The organism is Rhizobium oryzicola, from assembly GCF_030504645.1.
Lineage (GTDB): Bacteria > Pseudomonadota > Alphaproteobacteria > Rhizobiales > Rhizobiaceae > Neorhizobium > Neorhizobium oryzicola.
The window spans coordinates 514,996-535,741 of the sequence record NZ_JAUKWQ010000004.1 but is presented as its reverse complement, the minus strand read 5'-3'; the positions used below and the strand labels follow the sequence as shown (position 1 = coordinate 535,741).

Annotated in this window: 21 protein-coding genes; 14 read left to right on the top strand and 7 right to left on the bottom strand. The window is 61.6% G+C overall.

Annotated features, from left to right (window positions below; all coding sequences use genetic code 11):
• The 3 genes from Q2T52_RS15955 to Q2T52_RS15945 are packed head-to-tail and all read right to left on the bottom strand — an operon-like array spanning window position 1 to window position 2,103.
• Window positions 1-1,047, bottom strand: coding sequence for an aldo/keto reductase (locus Q2T52_RS15955; RefSeq protein WP_302077767.1), 1,047 nt, complete (start codon window positions 1,045-1,047; stop codon window positions 1-3).
• A 4-nt stretch (window positions 1,048-1,051) separates the two neighbouring features.
• Window positions 1,052-1,396 carry a TIGR04076 family protein gene (locus Q2T52_RS15950; protein ID WP_302077766.1) on the bottom strand — a complete coding sequence of 115 codons (345 nt, stop codon included), beginning with the start codon at window positions 1,394-1,396 and terminating at the stop codon, window positions 1,052-1,054.
• Window positions 1,393-2,103, bottom strand: coding sequence for a GntR family transcriptional regulator (locus tag Q2T52_RS15945; RefSeq protein WP_302077765.1), 711 nt, complete (start codon window positions 2,101-2,103; stop codon window positions 1,393-1,395). Before Q2T52_RS15945 ends, Q2T52_RS15950 begins: the two co-directional genes overlap by 4 nt.
• A 98-nt stretch (window positions 2,104-2,201) precedes the next feature.
• Between Q2T52_RS15945 and Q2T52_RS15940 the strand changes: the two genes are divergently transcribed.
• From Q2T52_RS15940 to Q2T52_RS15915, 6 genes are read left to right on the top strand one after another with little or no spacing between them, the layout of a single operon-like run.
• A complete protein-coding gene (locus Q2T52_RS15940; protein WP_302077764.1) occupies window positions 2,202-3,005 on the top strand; it encodes an ABC transporter ATP-binding protein in 804 nt (267 codons plus the stop codon).
• Window positions 3,002-3,745 carry an ABC transporter ATP-binding protein gene (locus tag Q2T52_RS15935; RefSeq protein ID WP_302077763.1) on the top strand — a complete coding sequence of 248 codons (744 nt, stop codon included), beginning with the start codon at window positions 3,002-3,004 and terminating at the stop codon, window positions 3,743-3,745. The genes Q2T52_RS15940 and Q2T52_RS15935 overlap by 4 nt, the downstream gene beginning before the upstream one ends.
• Window positions 3,742-4,653, top strand: a complete 912-nt coding sequence (locus Q2T52_RS15930) for a branched-chain amino acid ABC transporter permease (RefSeq protein WP_302077762.1) — start codon at window positions 3,742-3,744, stop codon at window positions 4,651-4,653. Before Q2T52_RS15935 ends, Q2T52_RS15930 begins: the two co-directional genes overlap by 4 nt.
• Window positions 4,650-5,621, top strand: coding sequence for a branched-chain amino acid ABC transporter permease (locus Q2T52_RS15925; protein WP_302077761.1), 972 nt, complete (start codon window positions 4,650-4,652; stop codon window positions 5,619-5,621). Before Q2T52_RS15930 ends, Q2T52_RS15925 begins: the two co-directional genes overlap by 4 nt.
• Window positions 5,622-5,626: 5 nt before the next feature.
• Window positions 5,627-7,090: an aldo/keto reductase gene (locus Q2T52_RS15920; RefSeq protein WP_302077760.1), complete on the top strand. Its 1,464-nt coding sequence runs from the start codon at window positions 5,627-5,629 to the stop codon at window positions 7,088-7,090.
• Between the two features lie 19 nt (window positions 7,091-7,109).
• Window positions 7,110-7,985 carry an aldose 1-epimerase gene (locus Q2T52_RS15915; protein ID WP_302077759.1) on the top strand — a complete coding sequence of 292 codons (876 nt, stop codon included), beginning with the start codon at window positions 7,110-7,112 and terminating at the stop codon, window positions 7,983-7,985.
• Here the strand turns inward: Q2T52_RS15915 and Q2T52_RS15910 are convergent.
• On the bottom strand, window positions 7,979-9,214 hold the full coding sequence (locus Q2T52_RS15910; RefSeq protein ID WP_302077758.1) for an amidohydrolase family protein: 1,236 nt from the start codon (window positions 9,212-9,214) through the stop codon (window positions 7,979-7,981). The two genes, Q2T52_RS15915 and Q2T52_RS15910, sit on opposite strands and share 7 nt — an antisense overlap.
• A 73-nt stretch (window positions 9,215-9,287) precedes the next feature.
• Here Q2T52_RS15910 and Q2T52_RS15905 point away from each other — a divergent pair, with 73 nt between their 5' ends.
• Window positions 9,288-9,689 carry a nuclear transport factor 2-like protein gene (locus Q2T52_RS15905; RefSeq protein ID WP_302077757.1) on the top strand — a complete coding sequence of 134 codons (402 nt, stop codon included), beginning with the start codon at window positions 9,288-9,290 and terminating at the stop codon, window positions 9,687-9,689.
• 5 nt (window positions 9,690-9,694) lie between these two features.
• Here the strand turns inward: Q2T52_RS15905 and Q2T52_RS15900 are convergent, their stop codons facing one another.
• Window positions 9,695-10,405 carry a GntR family transcriptional regulator gene (locus tag Q2T52_RS15900; protein ID WP_302077756.1) on the bottom strand — a complete coding sequence of 237 codons (711 nt, stop codon included), beginning with the start codon at window positions 10,403-10,405 and terminating at the stop codon, window positions 9,695-9,697.
• Window positions 10,406-10,585: 180 nt separating this feature from the next.
• Here Q2T52_RS15900 and Q2T52_RS15895 point away from each other — a divergent pair, with 180 nt between their 5' ends.
• Window positions 10,586-12,118 (top strand): gamma-glutamyltransferase family protein, encoded by a 1,533-nt coding sequence (locus tag Q2T52_RS15895; protein WP_302077801.1) that lies wholly within the window; start codon window positions 10,586-10,588, stop codon window positions 12,116-12,118.
• Here Q2T52_RS15895 and hutC read toward each other — a convergent pair whose 3' ends face one another.
• Window positions 12,119-12,841: a histidine utilization transcriptional repressor HutC gene (gene hutC, locus Q2T52_RS15890; protein WP_302077755.1), complete on the bottom strand. Its 723-nt coding sequence runs from the start codon at window positions 12,839-12,841 to the stop codon at window positions 12,119-12,121.
• Entirely contained in the window at window positions 12,838-14,184 is a 1,347-nt protein-coding gene (locus Q2T52_RS15885; protein ID WP_302077754.1) for a formimidoylglutamate deiminase, read from the bottom strand. Before Q2T52_RS15885 ends, hutC begins: the two co-directional genes overlap by 4 nt.
• A 97-nt stretch (window positions 14,185-14,281) precedes the next feature.
• On the opposite strand from Q2T52_RS15885, the gene hutI reads away from it, so the two are divergent.
• The 6 genes from hutI (at window position 14,282) to Q2T52_RS15855 (ending at window position 20,740) form a co-directional block, all read left to right on the top strand.
• Window positions 14,282-15,556 carry an imidazolonepropionase gene (hutI, locus tag Q2T52_RS15880; RefSeq protein ID WP_302077753.1) on the top strand — a complete coding sequence of 425 codons (1,275 nt, stop codon included), beginning with the start codon at window positions 14,282-14,284 and terminating at the stop codon, window positions 15,554-15,556.
• Entirely contained in the window at window positions 15,553-17,088 is a 1,536-nt protein-coding gene (hutH, locus tag Q2T52_RS15875) for a histidine ammonia-lyase (protein ID WP_302077752.1), read from the top strand. Before hutI ends, hutH begins: the two co-directional genes overlap by 4 nt.
• 238 nt (window positions 17,089-17,326) lie before the next feature.
• Complete coding sequence (gene hutG / locus Q2T52_RS15870) at window positions 17,327-18,130, top strand: N-formylglutamate deformylase (protein ID WP_302077751.1); 804 nt, start codon at window positions 17,327-17,329, stop codon at window positions 18,128-18,130.
• A 12-nt stretch (window positions 18,131-18,142) separates the two neighbouring features.
• Window positions 18,143-19,816, top strand: a complete 1,674-nt coding sequence (gene hutU / locus Q2T52_RS15865; RefSeq protein WP_302077750.1) for a urocanate hydratase — start codon at window positions 18,143-18,145, stop codon at window positions 19,814-19,816.
• Between the two features lie 2 nt (window positions 19,817-19,818).
• Complete coding sequence (locus Q2T52_RS15860; protein WP_302077749.1) at window positions 19,819-20,403, top strand: HutD/Ves family protein; 585 nt, start codon at window positions 19,819-19,821, stop codon at window positions 20,401-20,403.
• 19 nt (window positions 20,404-20,422) lie between these two features.
• Entirely contained in the window at window positions 20,423-20,740 is a 318-nt protein-coding gene (locus Q2T52_RS15855) for an FGGY-family carbohydrate kinase (RefSeq protein ID WP_367187326.1), read from the top strand.
• Window positions 20,741-20,746 lie beyond the last annotated feature (6 nt).

The window sequence follows — 20,746 nt, the reverse complement described above, 5'->3', positions numbered from 1 at the left end:
TCATTCCCCTTTGTTGAGATTGTATTTCATGATGCTGCCGTGACGTCCCTCGCGGTCGCGTTCGAGCGTGTAGACGTCACCCTCCAACTCCTTCGCCTCGGCCATCACGGCCTCGATGTCGGAGAGATCCTCGGCCGACAGAGTGATGTCGGAAATGGCGAGATTTTCTGCCAGATGATCGCGGTTGCGTGCCCCGACGATGACAGCCGCCACGCCCGGACGCCGCAGCATGGCCGCACTGGCAATGGTGGCGATATCGGTCTGGTGGCGGTCGGCAATGCGCCGCAGCGTAGCGAGCAGCGCCTGGAACAGATCCCAGCCACCGATATCGTCGATGATCAGCTTGTATTTGGTGAGCGATCGGTTCTCCAGCGGATGCTCCGGCTCCGCGACGCCCAGCCACTTGTCACTGAGGAAGCCGCCGGCCACCGTGCCGTAGCAGAACAGCGCGAAATCATGCTGGGCGGCGAGCGACACCATGCGCTTTTCCGGCCGGCGGTCGAGCAGGGAATATTGCAGCTGCAGCGAGGCCAGCGGAATGCCGGCGGCAACGAGAGCCGCGATATGGTCGCTGTCGAAATTGGTGCTGCTGACCTTTTCGATCTTGCCGGCCTGTTGCAACTCCTTCAGCCAGCCCGCCGTTTCCAGCCAACCATCGATGTCATAGGCCCACCAGTGGAACTGCACGAGATCGAGCCGTTCGAGGTTCAGCCGCTTCAGCGATGTATCGATGACGCCTTCGACGTAAGATTTGCTGATATCAGGCAGGACAGCGAGGTCAGGCACGAACTTGGTGTGGACGCGAATGCGGTTCAGCGCCTCTTGCCCGCGCAAGCTCCGATAGGCCAGGCGGAACCGGCCGATCAGCTCCTCGACGCCGGTATAGATATCGGCGCAGTCGAAGGTGGTGATGCCCGCATCGGCAAAGGCCACCATGTCCTCCACCGCCACAGCCGGATCGACGGCACCGTGTCCGCCGGCAAGCTGCCAGCCGCCGCGAATGACGCGGGAGATTTCATAGCCGGGGGCGAGCGTGATGCGTTGCATGGGATCAGTCTTCTTTCAGGGGTACGGCAGTGGTCTCGGCATGGCTGAAGCGGCGAAGACCGGTGCGGCGGATGCGCAGGCGCGTCGCGCAGTTCGGATCGGGACAGGCAATGTCTGCATCCGTCGTCATCCAGTCATGCGGATGGGTAGGGCGCTGCTTGGCGGCCAGCAGCGGCAGCACCGACGCGAGCGAATAAATCGAAATGCCCTGCCCCGGCGGCAGATGCAGCATCTCGCCCTTCAGCTCAAAGTAATCGCCGGGTTTGGCGCCGCAATAGACCGGCCCATTTTCAGGCACGACGACCTCCACGTGCAGGTCGAACAGTTCGAAGCTGTCATCCTTGCTCATGCCGCCTCCTCGCCGCTCGCCAGGCGCGCCCGCACGAGATCGAAGGAACGGCCGATATCATTGGCAAGCGCCTGCATGGCCGTCTCCGCATCGCCCGCCTCAATGGCCTCAATCATCGCCCAGTGATGGTCGGTTGCGGCGAGGCCGCCCTGCTCATCATGGATCTGCGCGGCGGCACGCACGACAGGCCCGGATTGCAGCCAGAGGCTTTCGACGATCGGGATCAGCACCTGCGAGCCGGCAGCCCGGTAGATGTGGAAGTGAAAACGCTGGTTGAACTGCGAGGTGACGGGGCCGATATCCTGTCCATGTTCCTCGAAGGCATGATCGCAATCCCGATTGACCTGTTTGAGGATGTCGATGTCATCGCGGCTGAGGTTCGGCAGCGCCATCTGCACGAGACGACCTTCGATCAATACGCGCGCCCGCTCCAGATCGTCCAGCCGCTGGCGGGTAATCAGCGGCACGCGCACCGTGCGGTTCGGCATGGCTTCCAGTGCCTGTTCCGAGACGAGGCGACCCAGCGCCTCGCGCACCGGCATGGTGCTGGTCTGCAGCCGCTCGGCCAGATCGACAATGCGCAGCGGATCGCCGGCAGCAAAACCGCCATTGATCAGGGTCTGGCGCAGCTGGCCGTAGACGCGGTCCTGCACCGTTTCCCGCCCGACTGGCGTCAGCGCCTCAACGCTGTTCATCGATGTTTCCATGTCCCTGTCTCTTTCTTCGGCCCGAAATTTTCCGGTTGATTTTCTTTGAGGCTTAAAGTTTGATCAAACATCAGACATCAAATCAAGACCCAATTTTCATGATCACCGCAAGCGCCACTCCCCCCAGCCCTGCCCAATCTCCACCGATCATCGAGGCCAAACGGCTGACGAAGCGGTTTTTCGGCGTGTCGGCTGTGGATGGCATGTCGCTGACGGTCGGGCGGCAGGAAATGGTGGGGCTGATCGGGCCGAACGGCGCCGGCAAGACCACCATGTTCAGCCTGATCGCCGGAAGCTTGCAGCCAACATCAGGAGAACTCTGGATCTCCGGCCGCGAGGTCTCCCGCGAGGCTCCCGAAAAGCGCATCGGCCATGGCCTTGCCCGCACCTTCCAGATCCCGAAACCCTTTGCCGAAATGAGTGTGTTGGAAAATCTGCTGGTCGGCGGGCAGCAGCAGCATGGCGAAGGTCTGCTCGCGAATTTTCTGAGGCCCGCTGCCGTACGCGCCCAGGAAAAGGCGCTGATTGAAAAGGCGCGCGGACTGCTCGACTTCGTTACCCTCTCCCATCTCGAACACCAGCCGGCGCGGGTCCTATCCGGCGGTCAGCGCAAGCTTTTGGAACTCGCCCGCGTGCTGATGGCCGATCCCGATGTCATTCTGCTCGACGAGCCGGCCGCGGGCGTCAACCCGGCTCTGCTGGAAGTCATCATCGAGCGTGTCTTCGCCCTCAACAAACAAGGCAAGTCGATCCTGCTGATCGAACACAACATGGACATGGTCTCCAGGCTCTGCACGCGCGTCGTCGCCATGGCGCTGGGCAGACTGCTGGCGGAAGGCACGCCTTCGGACGTGGCCTCCAACCCGGCCGTGATCGAAGCCTATCTCGGAGGCGGCGCATGACGGACGCCATTCTTTCGACCCACGGATTGGTCGCCGGCTACGAGCCGGATCTTCCAATCGTGCGCGGCATCGATTTTTCCGTATCGAGCGGTGAACTCGTGGTGCTGCTCGGTCCAAACGGCGCGGGCAAATCCACCTTCGTGAAAGCGATTGCCGGACTGGTGCCGATCCATGCCGGTACGATGGCTCTGAACGGGCGTGACATCACCCATGTCACGCCGCACCGCAAGGTGGCGGAGGGGCTGGCCTTCGTGCCGCAGACGGAAAACGTCTTCGCGACCATGACCACTCTGGAAAACCTGCAGATCGCGGTGGCCCATCTGCCCAAAGCAAAACGCGCCGTCGCCATTGAGGCACTCTTTACCCGCTTCCCGGATCTGGCGGCCCGGCCGTCCCGTCTGGCCGGTGCGCTCTCGGGCGGCCAGCGGCAGATGCTGGCGGTGGCGCGTGCGCTGGCGCTCGATCCCCCTGTCATCATCCTGGACGAACCCTCGGCCGGCCTTTCGCCAAAGATCGTCAGCGAGGTTTTCGAGATGCTGAAGGCGATCAATGCCAGTGGCGTGACCGTGCTGCTGGTGGAGCAGAATGTGAAGGCCGCACTTGCCATTGCCAGCCGCGCCGTGATCCTCGCCGAAGGCCGCATTGCCCATGAAGGCCTGCCGGAAGAACTCGCCAGCGACCCGCTGGTCGGCAAGATCTATCTCGGCACTGCGCATCACCATCAGGGAGCGCTGGCATGAACCCGCAATTCATCATGGACGGGCTGATCACCGGAGCGATTATCGGGCTTGGCGCGGTCGGCGTTACGCTCACCTATTCCATCCTGCGCTTCTCCAACTTCGCGCATGGCGAACTTCTGTCCTGGGGCGCCTATCTGGCGCTCGCGGTTGCCGGTGCGCTTGGATATCTTTCCGCCGGCCTGACCAAACCGATCGCGCCCTTCTCCTTCGGCTGGGCCTTGCCGATCTCGGCGGTGATCGCGATCGGCCTCACCGGACTTCTGGCTTTGGCAGTGGATGCGCTGCTGTTCTCCAGTTTCCGAAGGCGCGGCAGCGCGATCATCATCATGGTCATGGCAAGCTTCGGCGCGTCGCTGGCGCTGCGCAGCCTGCTCGAATTCCTGTTCTCCTCCCGCCCCGCCTATTTCACCAAGGCGCTGCAGATTGCCATGAAGCTCGGCGGCGGTCTTCGCGCCACGCCGGACCAGTTGCTGATGCTGGGCGTGGCGCTGGTGGCCGTCATCGCCGTCCATCTTTTGATGACGCGCACGGACATCGGCCGCGCCATGCGGGCGGTCAGCGAAAACCCGGCGCTCGCCAGCATTGCCGGCATCGATGTGCGTCGCGTTATTCGCACCGTCTGGTTCCTGGGCGCCGCCTTGGCTTGCGTCGCCGGCATTATGAGCGGATTGCTGATCCAGATCCGCCCCTATCTCGGCCATGACCTGTTGTTGCCGCTGTTTGCCGCAGCCATCCTCGGCGGCATCGGCTCCGTCCCGGGCGCCATGCTGGCTGGCCTTATCATCGGCCTTTGTGAAGCGCTTGCCGTGCAGGCGGTCGGCGCGGAATGGCGCGCCGCCGTCTCCTTCGTCATCCTCATCGCAGTCCTCCTCGTGCGTCCACGCGGCCTGTTCGGGAAAGCGTCATGACCCTCGATATCCTCGCCTATGCCGCCTTCTTTCTCTCGATGGCGCTGACCTACGCCATCATCTGCCTGGGGCTGAACGTGCAATGGGGCATGACTGGCCTCTTCAATGTCGGCATTGCCGCCTTCGTTGCGGTCGGCGCCTACACCTCGGCGCTGCTCACCACGCCGCCGAGCCCGGACCGGTTCGGCGGTTTTGATCTGCCAATCGTGGTGGGCTGGCTGGGTGCCGCGATCATGTCCGGTCTCCTCTCCTGGGCAGTCGGCGCACTGACAATTCGCCTCAGGGCCGATTATCTGGCAATCGCCACCTTCGGCATCGCGGTCACGGTTCAGCTCTGCATGCTGAACCTGCAGCCGATCACCGGCGGCGCCTTCGGCATCGGCTTCATTCCGCGGCCGTTTGCCGGCCTGCAAGGGAATGCTCTTGCCTTCAGCCTCGCCAATTTCGCCGTCATGGCGGTCGTGGTGCTCGCCCTTTACCTTGCGCTCGAGCATCTCGCGAAAAGCCCCTGGGGCCGTGTGCTGCGGGCCATCCGTGAGGATGAAATGGCCGCACAGGCGCTGGGGAAACGGCCGATCCGCTTTCGCCTGCAGGCCTTCACGCTTGGCGGCGCCATCATGGGACTTGCCGGTGCGGCACAGGCGCATTTCATCGGCTTCATCGCACCGGACAATTATATGCCGATCCTGACCTTCCAGGTCTGGGCCATGCTGATCGTCGGCGGCTCCGGCAACAATCGCGGCGCGATTGCCGGCGCCATTCTTGTCTGGGGGCTGTGGGCACTGTCAGCGGCTGCGGTCTCCACCTTCGTTCCGGCAGAACAGCAGGCACGTGCCGCCTCGCTGCAGATCGTCGCCATCGGCGTCGGCCTCTGCCTCATGCTTCTCTGGCGTCCGCGCGGCCTGTTCGGCGAAGTCAGCCCGCTGACCCGCCTCAAAGCGCTGCGCGCTGCCCCATCCAAGGAATGACTATGATGACTACCCGTCCCGAACGCACCCTTCTTGCTCCCGGCCTGGAGATCAGCCGCCTCGTCTGTGGCCTCTGGCAGGTGGCCGACATTGAGAAGGATGGCACGACAATCGATCCGGACCAGGGCGCCGATGCGCTGGAGGCCTATGCCCGCGCGGGTTTCGACACCTTCGACATGGCCGATCATTATGGCTCGGCAGAAATCATCACCGGTCGCCTACTCGGTCGCTATCTGCAGGCAGACCAACGCCCGCGCGCCTTTACGAAATGGTGCCCTGAACCGGGACCAATGACTCGTGACGTCGTACGGCGTGGCGTGGAAGAACGACTCACGCGGCTACAGGTCGAGAAGGTGGATCTCTTGCAGTTCCACTGGTGGACGTTTGAGCATCCCGCCTGGCTCGATGCGCTTCATGAAATGCAGGTCATGAAGGAAGAAGGACTAATCGGCGCGCTTGGTCTTACCAATTTCGATGCGGCGCATCTGGGTCTTGCATTGGCCGATGGCATCGAGATCGCCAGCAACCAGGTGTCCTTCTCGCTGATCGACCGCCGCGCCGCCGGCGCGCTGTCGGATCTCTGCGCCCGCAGTGGCGTGAAGCTTCTGGCCTATGGCACGCTCTGCGGTGGTTTCTTGTCTAAGAAATGGCTCGGCCAGCCGGAGCCCGCCTCCATTGCCGACTGGAGCCGCTCCAAATACAAGCGCTTCATCGATACCGCCGGCGGTTGGGAGGCCTACCAAGGCATTCTGCGCGCTGCGTCCGATATCGCGAGGAAGCACCGTGTGTCGGTGTCGAATGTCGCGAGCCGCTGGGTGCTGGAGCATGAGGCGGTGGCCGCCACCATTATCGGCGCACGGCTTGGCGAAAGCGAGCATCGCGACGACAATCTCAACGTCTTCCGTTTCGTGCTGGATGCCGATGATCACGCCCTGCTGAATGCAGCCTTTGCACTGACAAAGCCCATTCCCGGCGATTGCGGCGACGAATACCGGAAAGCCCCCTTCCTGACGGCATCAGGCGATCTCAGCCATCACCTTGATGCCATCCCCTCGGTCTATCAGGCCGAGCCGGTGCCGGGACGGCCAGGACGCATGCGGGTTTCCTCCGGCAGCATCTGGGAGCCGATCGCCGGCTATAGCCGCGCGGTCAGGATCGGCAATCGTGTCTTGGTGTCCGGCACCACGGCGACGCACGGAACGGATCGCTGCGTGGCACCGGGCGATGCCGGTGCACAGGCGACCTATATTCTCGACAAGATCGCAGCCAGCTTAAGTCCTCTCGGCGCGAAGATGGAGGACGTGGTGCGCACCCGCGTCTACCTGAAGGATGCATCCAAATGGGAGCCGGTATCGCGCGCGCATGGCCGCGTGTTTGGTGATATCCTGCCTGCCAATACGCTGATAGAGGCTGGCAACCTGATCGGCGACTACGAAGTGGAAATCGAAGTCGAGGCAGTGGTCGATTAGTCCATGAGGCTGGGAGGACATGACCGTGGCGCTGGAGATGACGGAAGGCGAAATCCGCTTGGAAAGCGGCGCCCTGCAGGCGGTGATCACCCAGCAGGGTGGGTCCATCCGCGAGCTTGTCTTTGGTGATCAGCCCATTTTCGTACCGGCCGGTGGTCCTCACCAGTCCGTCGGCTGCTTTCCGCTTTTGCCCTTCGGAAACCGGCTTGAGGGTAACGCATTTTCCTTGAACGGACAGAGCTTTCATCTCGAACCCAACATGCCGCCGGAGCCGCTCTATCGCCATGGCGACGGCTGGCTGGGGTGGTGGGAGATTGCCGAACAGCGCGCCGATCGGCTCGTCCTGACATTTCGCTATCAAGCCCGGACCGCCTCTCCTTATGCCTATTCGGCACGGCAGGAGATTTCGGTTGGGGACGATACGCTCACCGTTCGGCTCTCTCTGCGCAGCGAGGCGGAGGTATGCCTGCCTTTCGGGCTTGGCCTGCACCCCTTCTTCATACGCACACCACAGACGCAATTGCAGACGGCTGCGCAATTGTTCTGGCATGAACGGGACGATCATCTGCCAAGCCATGCGATGAAGGTGCCGAAGGAATGGAATTTTGAGACTCTGCGCGCCCTGCCTGACGCCTGGGCGAATAATGCGCTTCAGGGCTGGAGCGGTCATGCCCGCGTCATATGGCCTGAGCGTGCGCTCGCCGCCGAGATAATGTCCGAAGATTTTCGCATTCTGATGCTCTACATGCCGACGGCACGAACGGACTTCTTCTGTCTGGAACCCATGACCCATCTCCCCAACGGGCACCACCTCCCGAATCTTGGCGAGTTGAAGCTCTTGTCACCGGGTCAGGAATTGAGTGCAGTCATGCGGATAAAGCTGTCCCGTTACTGACGGAAGATGGTCACCGGGGAGCGCTCGAAGCTTTGCCGCCCACGTTTGAAGCCCATGATCGGCTCGGCGATGCCACCGAATGCTTCAAATTCGTCCTGGGCATCCAGAATCAACAGGTCTGCCTGGCTGCCCACGGCAATGCCGTAATCTGCAATCCGCATCAACCGCGCCGGCGAATAGGTGATCATGTCCAGACAGGCTGGAAAATATTCCTGACCCAGATGCATCAGGTTGGCATAGAGGTTGGCCATCCGCAGAAGCGACGCGTCACCATAGGGCGTAAACGGATTGAGTACATTGTTGGTGGCCAGCGAACACGTCACACCCTGTTCAGCCAGGAGATGGACCGGCGCCACACCACGCGGAGCGCGGTAACGCTTATCGCGACCGTTGAGGTAAAGATCCGTGGACGGAAGCGCCGTAACGGCGACCCCGCTGTCGCGCAATCGCAGCAGATGAAATTCAAAAGCCTCGTCATCCATCGCAGCGAGCTTCGTTGCGTGGCCCACTGCAACACGCCCCTGCCAACCATGCCTTTCCGTCAGTCGGCAAATAGCCTCGAGATGAGACCAGGTTGGATCAAGATCGAAATCCAGATGAAAATCGAGATCGACATCATGGGCGACGGCCATGGAAAATAGCCGTTCCATATGGCGAGCAGGATCTGTATCGGTATAGGGGCAACCGCCGAGAAGATCCGCTCCGTTCGCCAGGGCCTGCTCCAACAAAGCCTCCGCACCGGGATCGTTCGTCAATCCTTCCTGCGGAAAAACGCAGATCGAAAGATCAAGCGCGAAAGCGAATTCGCGCTTCAGTGCCTTCATCGCTTCGAAACTCCGCAACCCCGCCCGCGGATCAACCTCGACATGCGCCCGCATATGCATCGTGCCATGGCGAATCGCCATCTCGACCGTTCGGGCGCCGCGTTCATGCACATCTTCAACAGTGAAATCGCGCTTCAGCTTGGAAACAGCAGATATGGCACCGCGCAAGCCGCCACCGACATCACGACAGCGACACAGAAGGCAAGCCTTGTCGAGATGGATATGGCTATCGACGAAGCCAGGCACCACCACGCGACCTTGCAGATCCTCAACACGTGCGGCCGCGGCATCCAGGCGACCCAACGCAACGATTTTCCCCTCCGCAACGCCGATATCCGTCAGATCTTCCGTTTCGAACGTCCGGGCATTTCTGAGGATCAGATCATAAGACGAGACGGACGCCATTCTTGTCACCCATATGGAAAGTCATTAAGAAAATTGTATGCACTTTTGCGCCGCAGGATCAAGAGAACCAGTGATGAATGAGAGAACCGAGAGAGATTTGCAGGCGGTAAAGGACTATCTCGATGCATCCATGGCGCCAGATCCAGTGCGCGCTGAGAAATATATAGCACCGAAATTTGTGTGTCGCTTCACCGGCAACCGTGTTTTCAACACGGCAAGCGGCCCGACCGGCTTCAACGCCAAGCGCTATCGCTGGGTCAAGAAGCGCATCGAGCGCTATGACGTTGTGCCGGGCGATACCGAAACCATCATCTACAGTCTTGGGTTTCTATACGGCGAATGGCCCGATGGCACGCCCTTCGATGATAACCGCTATGTCGACCGTTTCGTCGTCCGCGATGGATTGATCCTTGAGACTGACGTCTGGAATGACAGTGCAGAATGGATTCTGGAACCGTCCATCAGCCGCCGTTAAGTGGTCTACCCATCGCCCGAATAGGGCGCGAGGATCTCCATAAGATCACGGCCACGGGTGCCGGTTTTGTGCAACAGTGCGCGTGACGCAACGGCCTCCAGATGCTCCTCCATCAGGTCTTCGGCGTTTAATGCAGGACCGCCGCGGATAGCATCGATCAGGGCCAGGTGTTCGCTGACGGCACATTCGGACGAATGCGGGCGTGCAAAGGCGGATAGAGACAGCCCGGCGCGATAACAGATTTCGGTGACGTAGCGGATGAGGATGGGTTTGCCCGTCATCTCTGCCAGACGGACATGAAACTCGGTCGCAAGCCGAATGGCGGCACCATCCTGGCCGTGCCGCGCCTCGTGCTCCGCCTCGACCAATTGCCTCAGTTCCTGCACCTGCGCTTCCGTCAGCGTGCCGGCAAGATGACGAACCACCTGACGCTCCAGCGCAATCCGGATGTCGAAGATATCCCGGGCATCCTGGAACGATGGTGCGGCCACCACGGCAATACGGTTACGCCGCAATTCGACAAGCCCTTCTGCCGATAACTGCAAAAGTGCGGCCCGAGCAATCGTTCGGCTGGCACCAAAGCGTTCCCCCAGCGTGTCCTCCGGAAGGCGATCGCCGGGCAAAAGCGCGCGTTCGATGATCGCGCGGCGCAGAGCCGTGCAGATCACCGCGAGACGATCCGCCTGTCCCCGCTGTTGTTTCTTCTGTTCGGACACCACCAACCTCCACCCAATGTAGCGCTAAGATAGGACCGGAGACATTTCAACTAAATTGGCAATAAAAGTGCATACACTTTCTTGAGTCAGCGATATCTTAGCGTCATCATCAGCCATCGGCATCACCACGGGTCAGAGCGAAACATGATCAGCGAGAAAAACGGCCTCCAGAACATGGAAATGGTCACCAGTCCTGACCCGCTCGCAAGCCAAATCGGTGCCGATGTCCTGAAGAACGGGGGCACAGCCATCGAGGCGGCGGTTGCGATCGGCGCGGCGTTGACGGTCGTCACCCCGCATTTTTGCGGGTTGGGCGGTGATGCGGTATGGCTGGTCGCGGATGAGACGGGACGTAGCAGCTGCTTCCTGGGCATCGGTCAGGCGGGGGCCACGCCGCCAATGTTTTCAGGAGCCATTCCGCTTCGCGGTGCCGGTTCTACGCTGACCACCGCCTGCGTGGTCGATAGCTGGGATCATGCACTCGGCTACAGCCGTGCCAACTGGGGCGGCACCCTATCCTTCACTGATGTGCTTGAGCCCGCTGCCGCATTGGCCGATCAAGGCTTCGCCATCAGTCGCTCGCAACAGTTCTGGACGGACTTTCGCAAGGATGAGTGGCTGACATGGCCGGGATTTGCAGCCACCTTCGGAGGTAGCCGAGCACAAGAACCGTTCCGCCAACCGCATCTCGCCCAGAGCTTTCGCCTGCTGCTGGACGAGGGCCCCCGGGGATTTTACGAAGGCCGGCTTGCGCAGATGATTGTCAAAGGCCTGGCGGCAGCGGGGTCGCCTCTGACGGCCCGTGATCTTGCAAGCACGCGGACGGAAGAAGTGGATGTTATCAGCATAAATTATCGCGGTCACCAACTGCTGGCGCCGCCTCCGCCCACCCAAGGGGCGGCCACGCTTGCCATCATGGGTATTCTGGAACGTCTGGCACCTGATGTTTTGCGCGAGGACGCCAATCGCTATCATGCCCTTGTGGAAGCCGTGAAGAGTGCATTCCTGGATCGCGACGCCATTGCCGATCCCCGCCACGCGCAGATGAACATGGCCGACATCCTGAACCCCGAACATTTGGCGAGCCGAGCCGAGTCAGTTGACATGGCCAGAGCCATGGAATGGCCACGCCTCCGTCGCGATGGAGATACGGTTTTCTTTGCTGCACGCGATGCGAAAGGGCGTTGCGCCAGCGTACTGCAAAGTACCTATTTCGACTGGGGCAGCGGCGTGGTGGTGGGGGACACCGGCATTGTCTGGCAAAACCGTGGCGCCGCATTTTCAACAGTGCCTGGCCACCCGAACGAGATACAGCCGGGCAAGCGTCCCTTCTACACGTTGAACCCGGGCATTGCCCTGAAGGACGGCAAGCCGCGCTATCTCTACGGAACACAAGGGGCGGACGGCCAGCCGCAAACGCTGTCGGTTCTGTTGAGCGGATTGATTGACCGGGAACTGACACCGGAACAGGCGCTCGCGCAGCCCCGTTTCCTGCTGGGCAAGACCTTTTCCGACAGTCGTGACAGCCTGAAGCTGGAAGCGTCGCTGGGTGAGGTGGTGATGGATGACCTTGCCGCCAGGGGCCACGAAATTGCGGTCTTACCAGCGCTTTCGCCCATCTTCGGCCAGGCGGGCGTGATCGCCATCGCGGAGGATAGATCCGTCACCGGCGCTCATGATCCACGTGGCGAGGGCTTGGCAGTCGGTGGATGATCAGCTCTCGCCTGGCTGGAAGCGAGCGACCAATTCATGGCGATCGCCGGGATAGATGAAGCGCACGAGCGTGACCGGTCCATCCGGGCTCCAGGTTCGCCGTTCCACCACAAGACAGGCGGTACCGCGCGGTACGTCCAGAAGCTCTGCCGTTTCCGCCGTTGCCGATACCGCGGTAATGCGATGCTCGGCGGCACTCCAGGGCACCTGGCTGATCAACCAGTGGCCCGATGGAGTCTCCTCAAACGACTGATGGGCGGCATCGGGTACTGTCTGAAGATTGATCAAGCGACGCTCGAGGCAAAAGGGGCGGCTGCCGGCCATATGCAGCGAAAGGATGTCGGCCAACGGCGCATCCTGTGCAATATCCGGCCACGCCAAGTCCGCAGGCGCAGCTTTCAGGATATTCCGCTTCAGAAGCCGGTAGCCATAGGCGAGGTTGAGCGAGCGGACTTCCGCTTCGATATCATGGATTTCCAGCACCGCCGCCTGCGCCACGGGCTGCGCAACAAAGCTGCCGGATTTCTTGCGCCGCTCGATGAGACCTGCCCGCGCCAACTGCGTCAGCACCTTGTTGGCAGTCATGCGCGAGCAGCCATATTGCGCGGCAAGATCCACTTCGAAGGGCAAACGATGCCCGGGCGGCCAATCACCCGACAGGATCAGCCGCTCCAGATCGGCAAGAATACGGCTGTGCAGCGTTCCCTCTTTCTCCGTGGTCATTGCGACAGAAGATCCTTCATGACAGTCTTGAAGCGTCTGCTTATCGCGTCTCGATCGCGGTGGCGACCCTGTTCGACCTGCTTACGCCCTCCAACCCAGACGCAATCGACCTCAACCCCAGAGCCAAACATCCATTGGTCGAGAACCTGATCCTGCGTGAGATAAGGTACGGCAGAAAGATCGAGCGAAACAAGATCAGCCGCGAAGCCCTCCGCAAGACCGGTCCTTGCACCCAGCGCCGCCGCGCCGCCGTTCAAAGCCTGCTCGAACAGGTGCCGACCGGTGGAGCCCTCCGGCTTCGCCACCACGTTGCGTGCCCGCAAACCGAGGCGTTGCGAGTACTCGAACTGTCGCAACTCTTCTGCAACCGAAATGCGGATGTTGGAATCGGAACCAACGCCGAACCGGCCACCGGCAGCGAGAAAGGCCTCACCGTTGAAGATGCCGTCACCCAGATTGGCTTCCGTAATGGGGCAGAGTCCGGCAATTGCGCCCCGCTCAGCCACTTCCCGCGTTTCGCGCTCCGTCATATGCGTGGCATGGATCAGGCACCAGCGATCATCTATGGGCGCATTTCCCAGCAGCCATTCGACCGGTCGGCGGCCTGTGGCGGCCACGCAGTCTTCCACCTCCTTGACCTGCTCGGCCACGTGAATGTGGATTGGTCCATTCCCGGCTAGCGGCACGATCTGTGCCAATTCTTCCGGCGTCACCGCCCGCAGACTATGCGGTGCGACGCCAAGAACCGCGTTGGACAGATTGCCGGCCAGCTGCCTGCAAGCCTCCATCTGCTTTCCGAAGGCATCGACCGAGTGGATGAAGCGCCGCTGGCCTTCCGTCGGCTCCGCACCACCGAAGCCGGAATGCGCGTAGAAGACGGGGAGCAACGTCAGGCCGATGCCGGTCTCGACACTGGCTGCGGCAATGCGTTCCGCCATCTCGGCGATGTTGGCATAGTGCCCGCCGTCCTTGTCATGATGCAGGTAATGGAATTCGCCGACGCGGCCAAAGCCGGCTTCCAGCATTTCCATGTAAAGCTGGGCTGCCACCGCCTCTACCTGATCCGGTGTCATCGACAGCGCAAACCGGTACATCAACGTGCGCCAGCTCCAGAAACTGTCACTGCCCGGACCGCGCACCTCAGCAAGGCCTGCCATGGCACGCTGGAAAGCGTGGCTGTGCAGATTCGGCATGGCTGGGACCACGAGATCATGCCGCTCGTCGTCGGGCTGCGCGGGCACATCTTGCTGGATCGCAATGATCCGTCCGCTCTGGAGTTCAAGCCGCACGTCACTTGCCCAACCCTCTGGCAGAAAAGCGTTTTTTGCGTGAATTCCAGCCATGCGTCCCAATCCTTCCCCTATCCGCCCGCAAAAATCCACTTGCGAGACTTTCGATAATGTATATACATGTTAGCAGAAAAGAGAAGGCGAAAGACCGATGGCAGGGGACGATTTTTCACCGCAACGACAGCCTAAACCGGGCACCGCACTCTGGCGTAATGTCCGCCTCGCCACCCTCGCCGAGGGTTCGGGACTAGGGATCGTCGACGACGGCGCACTGCTGGCGAAAGACGGACGCATTGCCTATGCGGGTCCTGCCTCGGGTCTGCCGGCAGACCTGCCGTCCAACATTGAAATCAACGACGGTCATGGCCGCTGGCTGCTGCCCTCCTTCATCGATTGTCACACGCATCTGGTCTATGGCGGCAATCGCGCCATGGAGTTCGAGATGCGACTTGCCGGTGCCACCTATGAAGAGATCGCACGCGCCGGCGGCGGCATCGTTTCCTCGGTCAAGGCCACCAATGCGCTCACGGTCGACCAACTCGTTCAACAGGCCCTGCCCCGCCTGGATACTCTGATCGCAGAGGGTGTTTCGACCGTCGAGATCAAGTCCGGCTATGCGCTCTCGATCGAAGGCGAGATGAACATGCTGCGCGCGGCGCGGCGACTGGCAGGGATTCGTCCCGTCCGCGTTCTCACGACATGGCTTGCCGCCCATGCCACCCCGGCTGACTACAAGGGGCGTAACGACGATTACATCACCGATATCGTCATTCCTGGCCTTCGCGCCGCCCATGCGAAAGGTCTTGTCGATGCGGTTGATGGGTTCTGCGAAGGCATCGCCTTTTCGCCTCAGCAAATTGCGCGTGTTTTCGATGAAGCGAAAAGACTGGGCCTGCCGGTCAAGCTGCATGCCGAACAACTGTCGGACCTGAAGGGGGCGAAGCTCGCAGCCTCCTATGGTGCGCTCTCGGCCGATCACCTGGAATATCTGGCCGATGAGGATGCCGCCGCGCTGGCCGCCGCAGGCACCGTCGCCGTTCTGCTGCCTGGCGCTTTCTACACACTGCGGGAAAAACAGCTGCCGCCGGTGAAGGCGTTGCGTGAAGCAGGGGCATCGATTGCTCTGGCGACCGACAGCAACCCCGGCACATCACCGCTGACATCCCTGCTGCTGACCATGAACATGGGCGCGACACTCTTCGGCTTGACCGTTGAGGAATGCCTTGCCGGTGTGACGCGTGAGGCGGCCAAGGCACTGGGTTTACAAGCTGAAACGGGCACGCTGGAAGTGGGCAAGGCTGCCGACTTTACCCTCTGGAACATCGAGAGCCCCGCCGAACTTGTCTATCGCATCGGCTTCAACCCACTCGCCCAGCGGGTCTGGAATGGCCGCATCACCTCTGCCACCACCGGAGCTTCCGCATGACCATTACCCTCCACCCGGGCCGCGTGACGCTCGCCGATCTTTCCCGTATCTATTGGACTGGCGAAAGCGCTGCGCTGGATCGCAGTTTCGATTCTGGCATTGAAAAGGCGGCCGCTCGCATCGCCCAGATCGCAGCCGGAAACGAGCCGGTCTATGGTATCAATACCGGCTTCGGAAAGCTTGCCTCCATCAAGATCGACGCGGCAGATACCGCCACCCTTCAGCGCAACCTGATCCTGTCGCATTGCTGCGGCGTCGGTCAGCCGCTGCCGGAAAACATTGTTCGCCTGATCATGGCGCTGAAACTCGTCTCGCTGGGGCGCGGCGCATCCGGTGTCCGGCTAGAACTGGTGCGCCTCATTGAGGGCATGCTGGAAAAGGGCGTGACGCCCCTGATCCCGGAAAAGGGGTCGGTCGGCGCGTCTGGCGATCTGGCACCACTGGCGCATATGGCCGCTGTCATGATGGGTGAGGCAGAAGCCTTTTATGATGGCGAACGCCTTCCCGGTCGGGACGCGCTCAACAGGGCGGGTCTCACTCCCGTAGTTCTCGCAGCCAAGGAAGGTCTCGCGCTGATCAACGGCACGCAGGCGTCTACGGCACTGGCGCTCGCTGGTCTGTTCCGGGCGCATCGTGCAGCGCAGGCAGCGCTCATCACGGGCGCGCTTTCCACCGATGCGGCCATGGGCTCATCGGCTCCCTTTACCGCGGACATCCACACGCTGCGCGGCCACAAGGGCCAGATCGATACGGCCACTGCCCTGCGCGGCCTGCTGGAGGCTTCCGTCATCCGCCAGAGCCATCTAGAAGGTGATGAGCGCGTGCAGGACCCTTATTGCATCCGCTGCCAGCCGCAAGTGGATGGTGCCTGCCTCGATCTCTTGCGCATGGCGGGCCGCACGCTGGAAATCGAAGCCAATGCGGTGACGGACAATCCGCTGGTGCTGTCAGACATGAGCGTCGTCTCGGGCGGCAACTTCCATGCTGAGCCGGTGGCCTTCGCCGCCGATCAGATTGCGATTGCCGTCTGCGAGATCGGCGCGATTGCCCAGCGCCGCATCGCGCTTCTGGTCGACCCCGCCCTCTCTTACGGCCTGCCGGCCTTCCTCGCGAAAAAGCCGGGCCTGAATTCCGGTCTGATGATTGCGGAAGTCACCTCGGCCGCGCTGATGAGCGAGAACAAGCAGATGGCGCATCCGGCTTCCGTCGATTCCACCCCCACCTCCGCCAATCAAGAAGACCACGTTTCCATGGCCTGCCATGGTGCACGCCGCCTGTTGCAGATGACGGACAACCTCTTCTCCATCATCGGCATTGAGGCGCTCACCGCGGCGCAAGGTGTCGAATTCCGTGCGCCCCTCACCACAAGCCCGGAACTGCAAAAGGCCATTGCCGCGCTTCGTGCCACGGTGCCGACGCTGGACGAAGATCGCTATATGGCGCCCGATCTGGAAGCCGCTGGAAGACTGGTCGCGGATGGATCGCTGATCAGCAGTGTTTCGAACGGGCTGCTGCCGGAATTGGAGGGATGAGAGCGATGGGTATTTCAATGGGCGTCATACCCCCCTCTGTCCTGCCGGACATCTCCCCCTCAAGGAGGGAGATCAGCAAGACGCTTGCTCACCGGTTGCATCACACACCCCACTTAGCCGCCAATCTTGTGGGGAGATCGAAGTCTCCGCATCGCCGCGAGTCGATCTCCCCCCTAGAGGGAGAGATGGTCGGCAGACCAGAGGGGGGTAACGTCAATCGCCTTCGGAGCTATGCCGCATGAGCAAGCTATTCGAAATTACACAGGGTACATCGCCCGTCATCCTCGCCTTTCCGCACACGGGAACTGAGGTGCCGCCCGACATCTGGGATCGGCTGAATGATAACGGCAAGCTGCTGGCGGATACGGACTGGCATATTCACGAGCTTTACGCGGGGCTGCTGCCGAACGCGACGACCGTGCGCGCCACCTTCCACCGTTATGTGATTGATGCCAACAGAGATCCCTCTGGCACAAGCCTCTATCCCGGCCAGAACACGACCGGCCTCATTCCCGAGACGGATTTCGATGGCAAGTCGATCTGGAAAGCCGGAGAGGAGCCAACCGAGGCGGATATTCGACTATGCCTCGCGGATTTCCACGCCCCCTATCATGCGGCTCTGGCTGCTGAAATCGAGCGCGTGAAGTCCATCCATGGCGTTGCTGTTCTCTATGACTGCCATTCGATCCGTTCGCTGATCCCCTTCCTGTTCGAGGGGCGCCTGCCGGACTTTAACATCGGCACCGACATGGGTCGCACCTGCGATGCCGCCATTGAAGCGGCAACACTGGAGATTGCCGCTTCGGCTGAAGGTTACACGTCCATCCTCAACGGCCGCTTCAAAGGGGGCTGGACCACGCGCCATTACGGCAGGCCGGAAACCGGTGTGCATGCCATCCAGATGGAACTTGCCCAGATCACCCATTTGGAAACGGAAGCGCCACCGTTTGCTTATGACGGGGAAAAGGCCAAGCGTCTGCGAATGCATTTGAAGGCCATTCTGACAAAAATCGAGGCCATAGCCCTCGAATTGAAACGCTGAGGGAACCAAACCATGACCAATCCACGCCACAACATCCGCGACGTCCGCGCACCCCAGGGCACCGAACTCAACGCCAAGAGCTGGATGACCGAGGCGCCGCTGCGCATGCTGATGAACAATCTGGACCCCGACGTCGCCGAGCGCCCGCATGAACTGGTGGTCTATGGCGGCATCGGCCGCGCGGCCCGCACCTGGAATGACTTTGACAAGATCGTCGAGACGCTGAAGACGCTCACCGAAGAGGAAACGCTCGTCGTCCAGTCCGGCAAGCCGGTCGGCGTGTTCCGCACCCACAAGGATGCGCCGCGCGTGCTGATCGCCAATTCGAATCTCGTGCCGCATTGGGCGACCTGGGACCACTTCAACGAGCTGGATAAAAAGGGACTGGCCATGTACGGCCAGATGACCGCCGGCTCCTGGATCTATATCGGCACGCAGGGCATCGTGCAGGGCACCTATGAGACCTTCGTGGAGGCGGGCCGTCAGCATTATAACGGAAACCTGAAGGGCAAATGGATCCTGACCGGTGGGCTCGGCGGCATGGGCGGCGCGCAGCCGCTTGCCGCCGTCATGGCCGGCGCCTGCTGCCTTGCCGTCGAATGCGACGAGACCCGCATCGATTTCCGCCTGCGCACCGGCTATGTCGATGCCAAGGCCCATACGCTGGACGAGGCACTCGCCCTGATTGATCAGTGGACCAAGGCGGGTGAAGCGAAATCCGTTGGCCTGCTCGGCAATGCCGCCGACATCTTCCCCGAACTGGTGCGTCGCGGCGTCAAGCCCGATATCGTCACCGACCAGACTTCGGCCCATGACCCGATCCACGGCTATCTGCCCTCCGGCTGGACGGTTGCCGAATGGCGCGCGAAACAGGAAAGCGATCCAAAGGCGGTGGAAGCTGCCGCCCGCGCCTCGATGAAGACCCATGTTCAGGCGATGGTGGACTTCTGGAACATGGGCATTCCGACGCTCGACTACGGCAACAACATCCGTCAGGTCGCCAAGGAAGAAGGTTTTGAAAATGCCTTCGCCTTCCCGGGCTTCGTGCCCGCCTATATCCGCCCGCTGTTCTGCCGCGGCATTGGCCCCTTCCGCTGGGCGGCCCTGTCCGGCGATCCGGAAGATATCTACAAGACCGATGCCAAGGTGAAGGAACTGCTGCCCGACAACAAGCACCTGCACAATTGGCTGGACATGGCGCGCGAACGCATTTCCTTCCAGGGCCTGCCGGCCCGCATCTGCTGGGTTGGCCTCGGTGATCGCCACAAGCTTGGCCTCGCCTTCAACGAGATGGTCCGTAATGGCGAGCTGAAAGCACCCGTCGTGATCGGTCGCGATCATCTGGACTCCGGCTCTGTCGCCTCCCCCAATCGCGAAACGGAGGCGATGAAGGACGGCTCGGACGCGGTGTCCGACTGGCCGCTGCTGAACGCACTGCTCAACTGCGCCTCTGGTGCCACCTGGGTGTCGCTGCACCATGGCGGCGGGGTCGGCATGGGCTTTAGCCAGCATTCCGGCATGGTGATCTGCGCCGATGGTACGGATGATGCGGCACGCCGTCTGGAACGGGTTCTTTGGAACGATCCGGCCACCGGCGTCATGCGCCACGCGGATGCCGGTTACGACATCGCGCTGGACTGCGCCAAGGAAAAGGGCCTTCGCCTGCCCGGCATTCTGGGCAACTGATCATGCGCATTCTTCGCGCCTCTGACTACAAGCGCATGCCGTGGAAGAATGGCGGCGGCGAAACGGTGGAAATCACCGTTTCGCCGGAACGCGCATCGTTGGAAACATTCGACTGGCGGATCAGTATGGCAACTGTCGCAACGGACGGCCCGTTCTCGAGCTTTGCGGGGATCGACCGGACGTTGTCGATCCTGTCCGGCAACGGCATGAACCTGACGATCAAGGGAATGCCGCCGGTTTCCCTGAACCAGCAATCAGACCCGCTACGCTTCCCGGCCGATGTTGAAACCACCGCAACACTCACGGATGGCCCGATAACCGACCTGAACGTCATGACACGGCGTGGCGTGTTTCGCCACCAGGTGGAAAAGCGGACGGCACCGATCGCAGCGCCTGAAGCGCTCCAGACGCGCCTGATCCTCAATGGAGGAACTGCGATGAGGTGCGACTGGCGCGGAGGGTCCGTTGACCTTGCGCATCTGGATTGTCTGATCATCGACCCGCATGCCCCCGCACTGACAGTGGCAGGGGATGGCACGATTTATCTTGTCCACTTGGACAACGAATCGCAGTCTCCATCTTGCTAAATCAGTCGAACTCGACGCCGTGCGCAAGGATTGGCCGGGCCAGGCCGATACGCTGCTGCGCGTCGATGGCGGCATGTCCGCCAACGACTGGATCATGCAGCGCCTTGCCGACATTCTGGGCGTCGCTGTCGATCGCTCCGCCTCGGCGGAAGTCACGGCTCTGGGCGCCGCCTGGCTGGCGGGCCATGGTGCCGGCATCTGGCCGGACCAAAAGGGCTTTGCCGCCGACTGGCACCGGGAGCGGCAGTTCACGCCATCGATGGACGCCAGCGAGCGAGACGCCCTGCTCAAGGGGTGGGATTCCGCCATTCAGTGCACGCTGGCGTTCGGGAAATAAGCGGGC

Excerpts from the sequence above, each read along its gene's own strand:
- Q2T52_RS15955 (WP_302077767.1), bottom strand. The coding sequence starts at position 1,047 with ATGCAACGCATCACGCTCGCCCCCGGCTATGAAATCTCCCGCGTCATT.
- Q2T52_RS15950 (WP_302077766.1), bottom strand. The coding sequence starts at position 1,396 with ATGAGCAAGGATGACAGCTTCGAACTGTTCGACCTGCACGTGGAGGTC.
- Q2T52_RS15945 (WP_302077765.1), bottom strand. The coding sequence starts at position 2,103 with ATGGAAACATCGATGAACAGCGTTGAGGCGCTGACGCCAGTCGGGCGG.
- Q2T52_RS15940 (WP_302077764.1), top strand. The coding sequence starts at position 2,202 with ATGATCACCGCAAGCGCCACTCCCCCCAGCCCTGCCCAATCTCCACCG.
- Q2T52_RS15935 (WP_302077763.1), top strand. The coding sequence starts at position 3,002 with ATGACGGACGCCATTCTTTCGACCCACGGATTGGTCGCCGGCTACGAG.
- Q2T52_RS15930 (WP_302077762.1), top strand. The coding sequence starts at position 3,742 with ATGAACCCGCAATTCATCATGGACGGGCTGATCACCGGAGCGATTATC.
- Q2T52_RS15925 (WP_302077761.1), top strand. The coding sequence starts at position 4,650 with ATGACCCTCGATATCCTCGCCTATGCCGCCTTCTTTCTCTCGATGGCG.
- Q2T52_RS15920 (WP_302077760.1), top strand. The coding sequence starts at position 5,627 with ATGACTACCCGTCCCGAACGCACCCTTCTTGCTCCCGGCCTGGAGATC.
- Q2T52_RS15915 (WP_302077759.1), top strand. The coding sequence starts at position 7,110 with ATGACCGTGGCGCTGGAGATGACGGAAGGCGAAATCCGCTTGGAAAGC.
- Q2T52_RS15910 (WP_302077758.1), bottom strand. The coding sequence starts at position 9,214 with ATGGCGTCCGTCTCGTCTTATGATCTGATCCTCAGAAATGCCCGGACG.
- Q2T52_RS15905 (WP_302077757.1), top strand. The coding sequence starts at position 9,288 with ATGAATGAGAGAACCGAGAGAGATTTGCAGGCGGTAAAGGACTATCTC.
- Q2T52_RS15895 (WP_302077801.1), top strand. The coding sequence starts at position 10,586 with ATGGTCACCAGTCCTGACCCGCTCGCAAGCCAAATCGGTGCCGATGTC.
- hutC (WP_302077755.1), bottom strand. The coding sequence starts at position 12,841 with ATGACCACGGAGAAAGAGGGAACGCTGCACAGCCGTATTCTTGCCGAT.
- Q2T52_RS15885 (WP_302077754.1), bottom strand. The coding sequence starts at position 14,184 with ATGGCTGGAATTCACGCAAAAAACGCTTTTCTGCCAGAGGGTTGGGCA.
- hutI (WP_302077753.1), top strand. The coding sequence starts at position 14,282 with ATGGCAGGGGACGATTTTTCACCGCAACGACAGCCTAAACCGGGCACC.
- hutH (WP_302077752.1), top strand. The coding sequence starts at position 15,553 with ATGACCATTACCCTCCACCCGGGCCGCGTGACGCTCGCCGATCTTTCC.
- hutG (WP_302077751.1), top strand. The coding sequence starts at position 17,327 with ATGAGCAAGCTATTCGAAATTACACAGGGTACATCGCCCGTCATCCTC.
- hutU (WP_302077750.1), top strand. The coding sequence starts at position 18,143 with ATGACCAATCCACGCCACAACATCCGCGACGTCCGCGCACCCCAGGGC.
- Q2T52_RS15860 (WP_302077749.1), top strand. The coding sequence starts at position 19,819 with ATGCGCATTCTTCGCGCCTCTGACTACAAGCGCATGCCGTGGAAGAAT.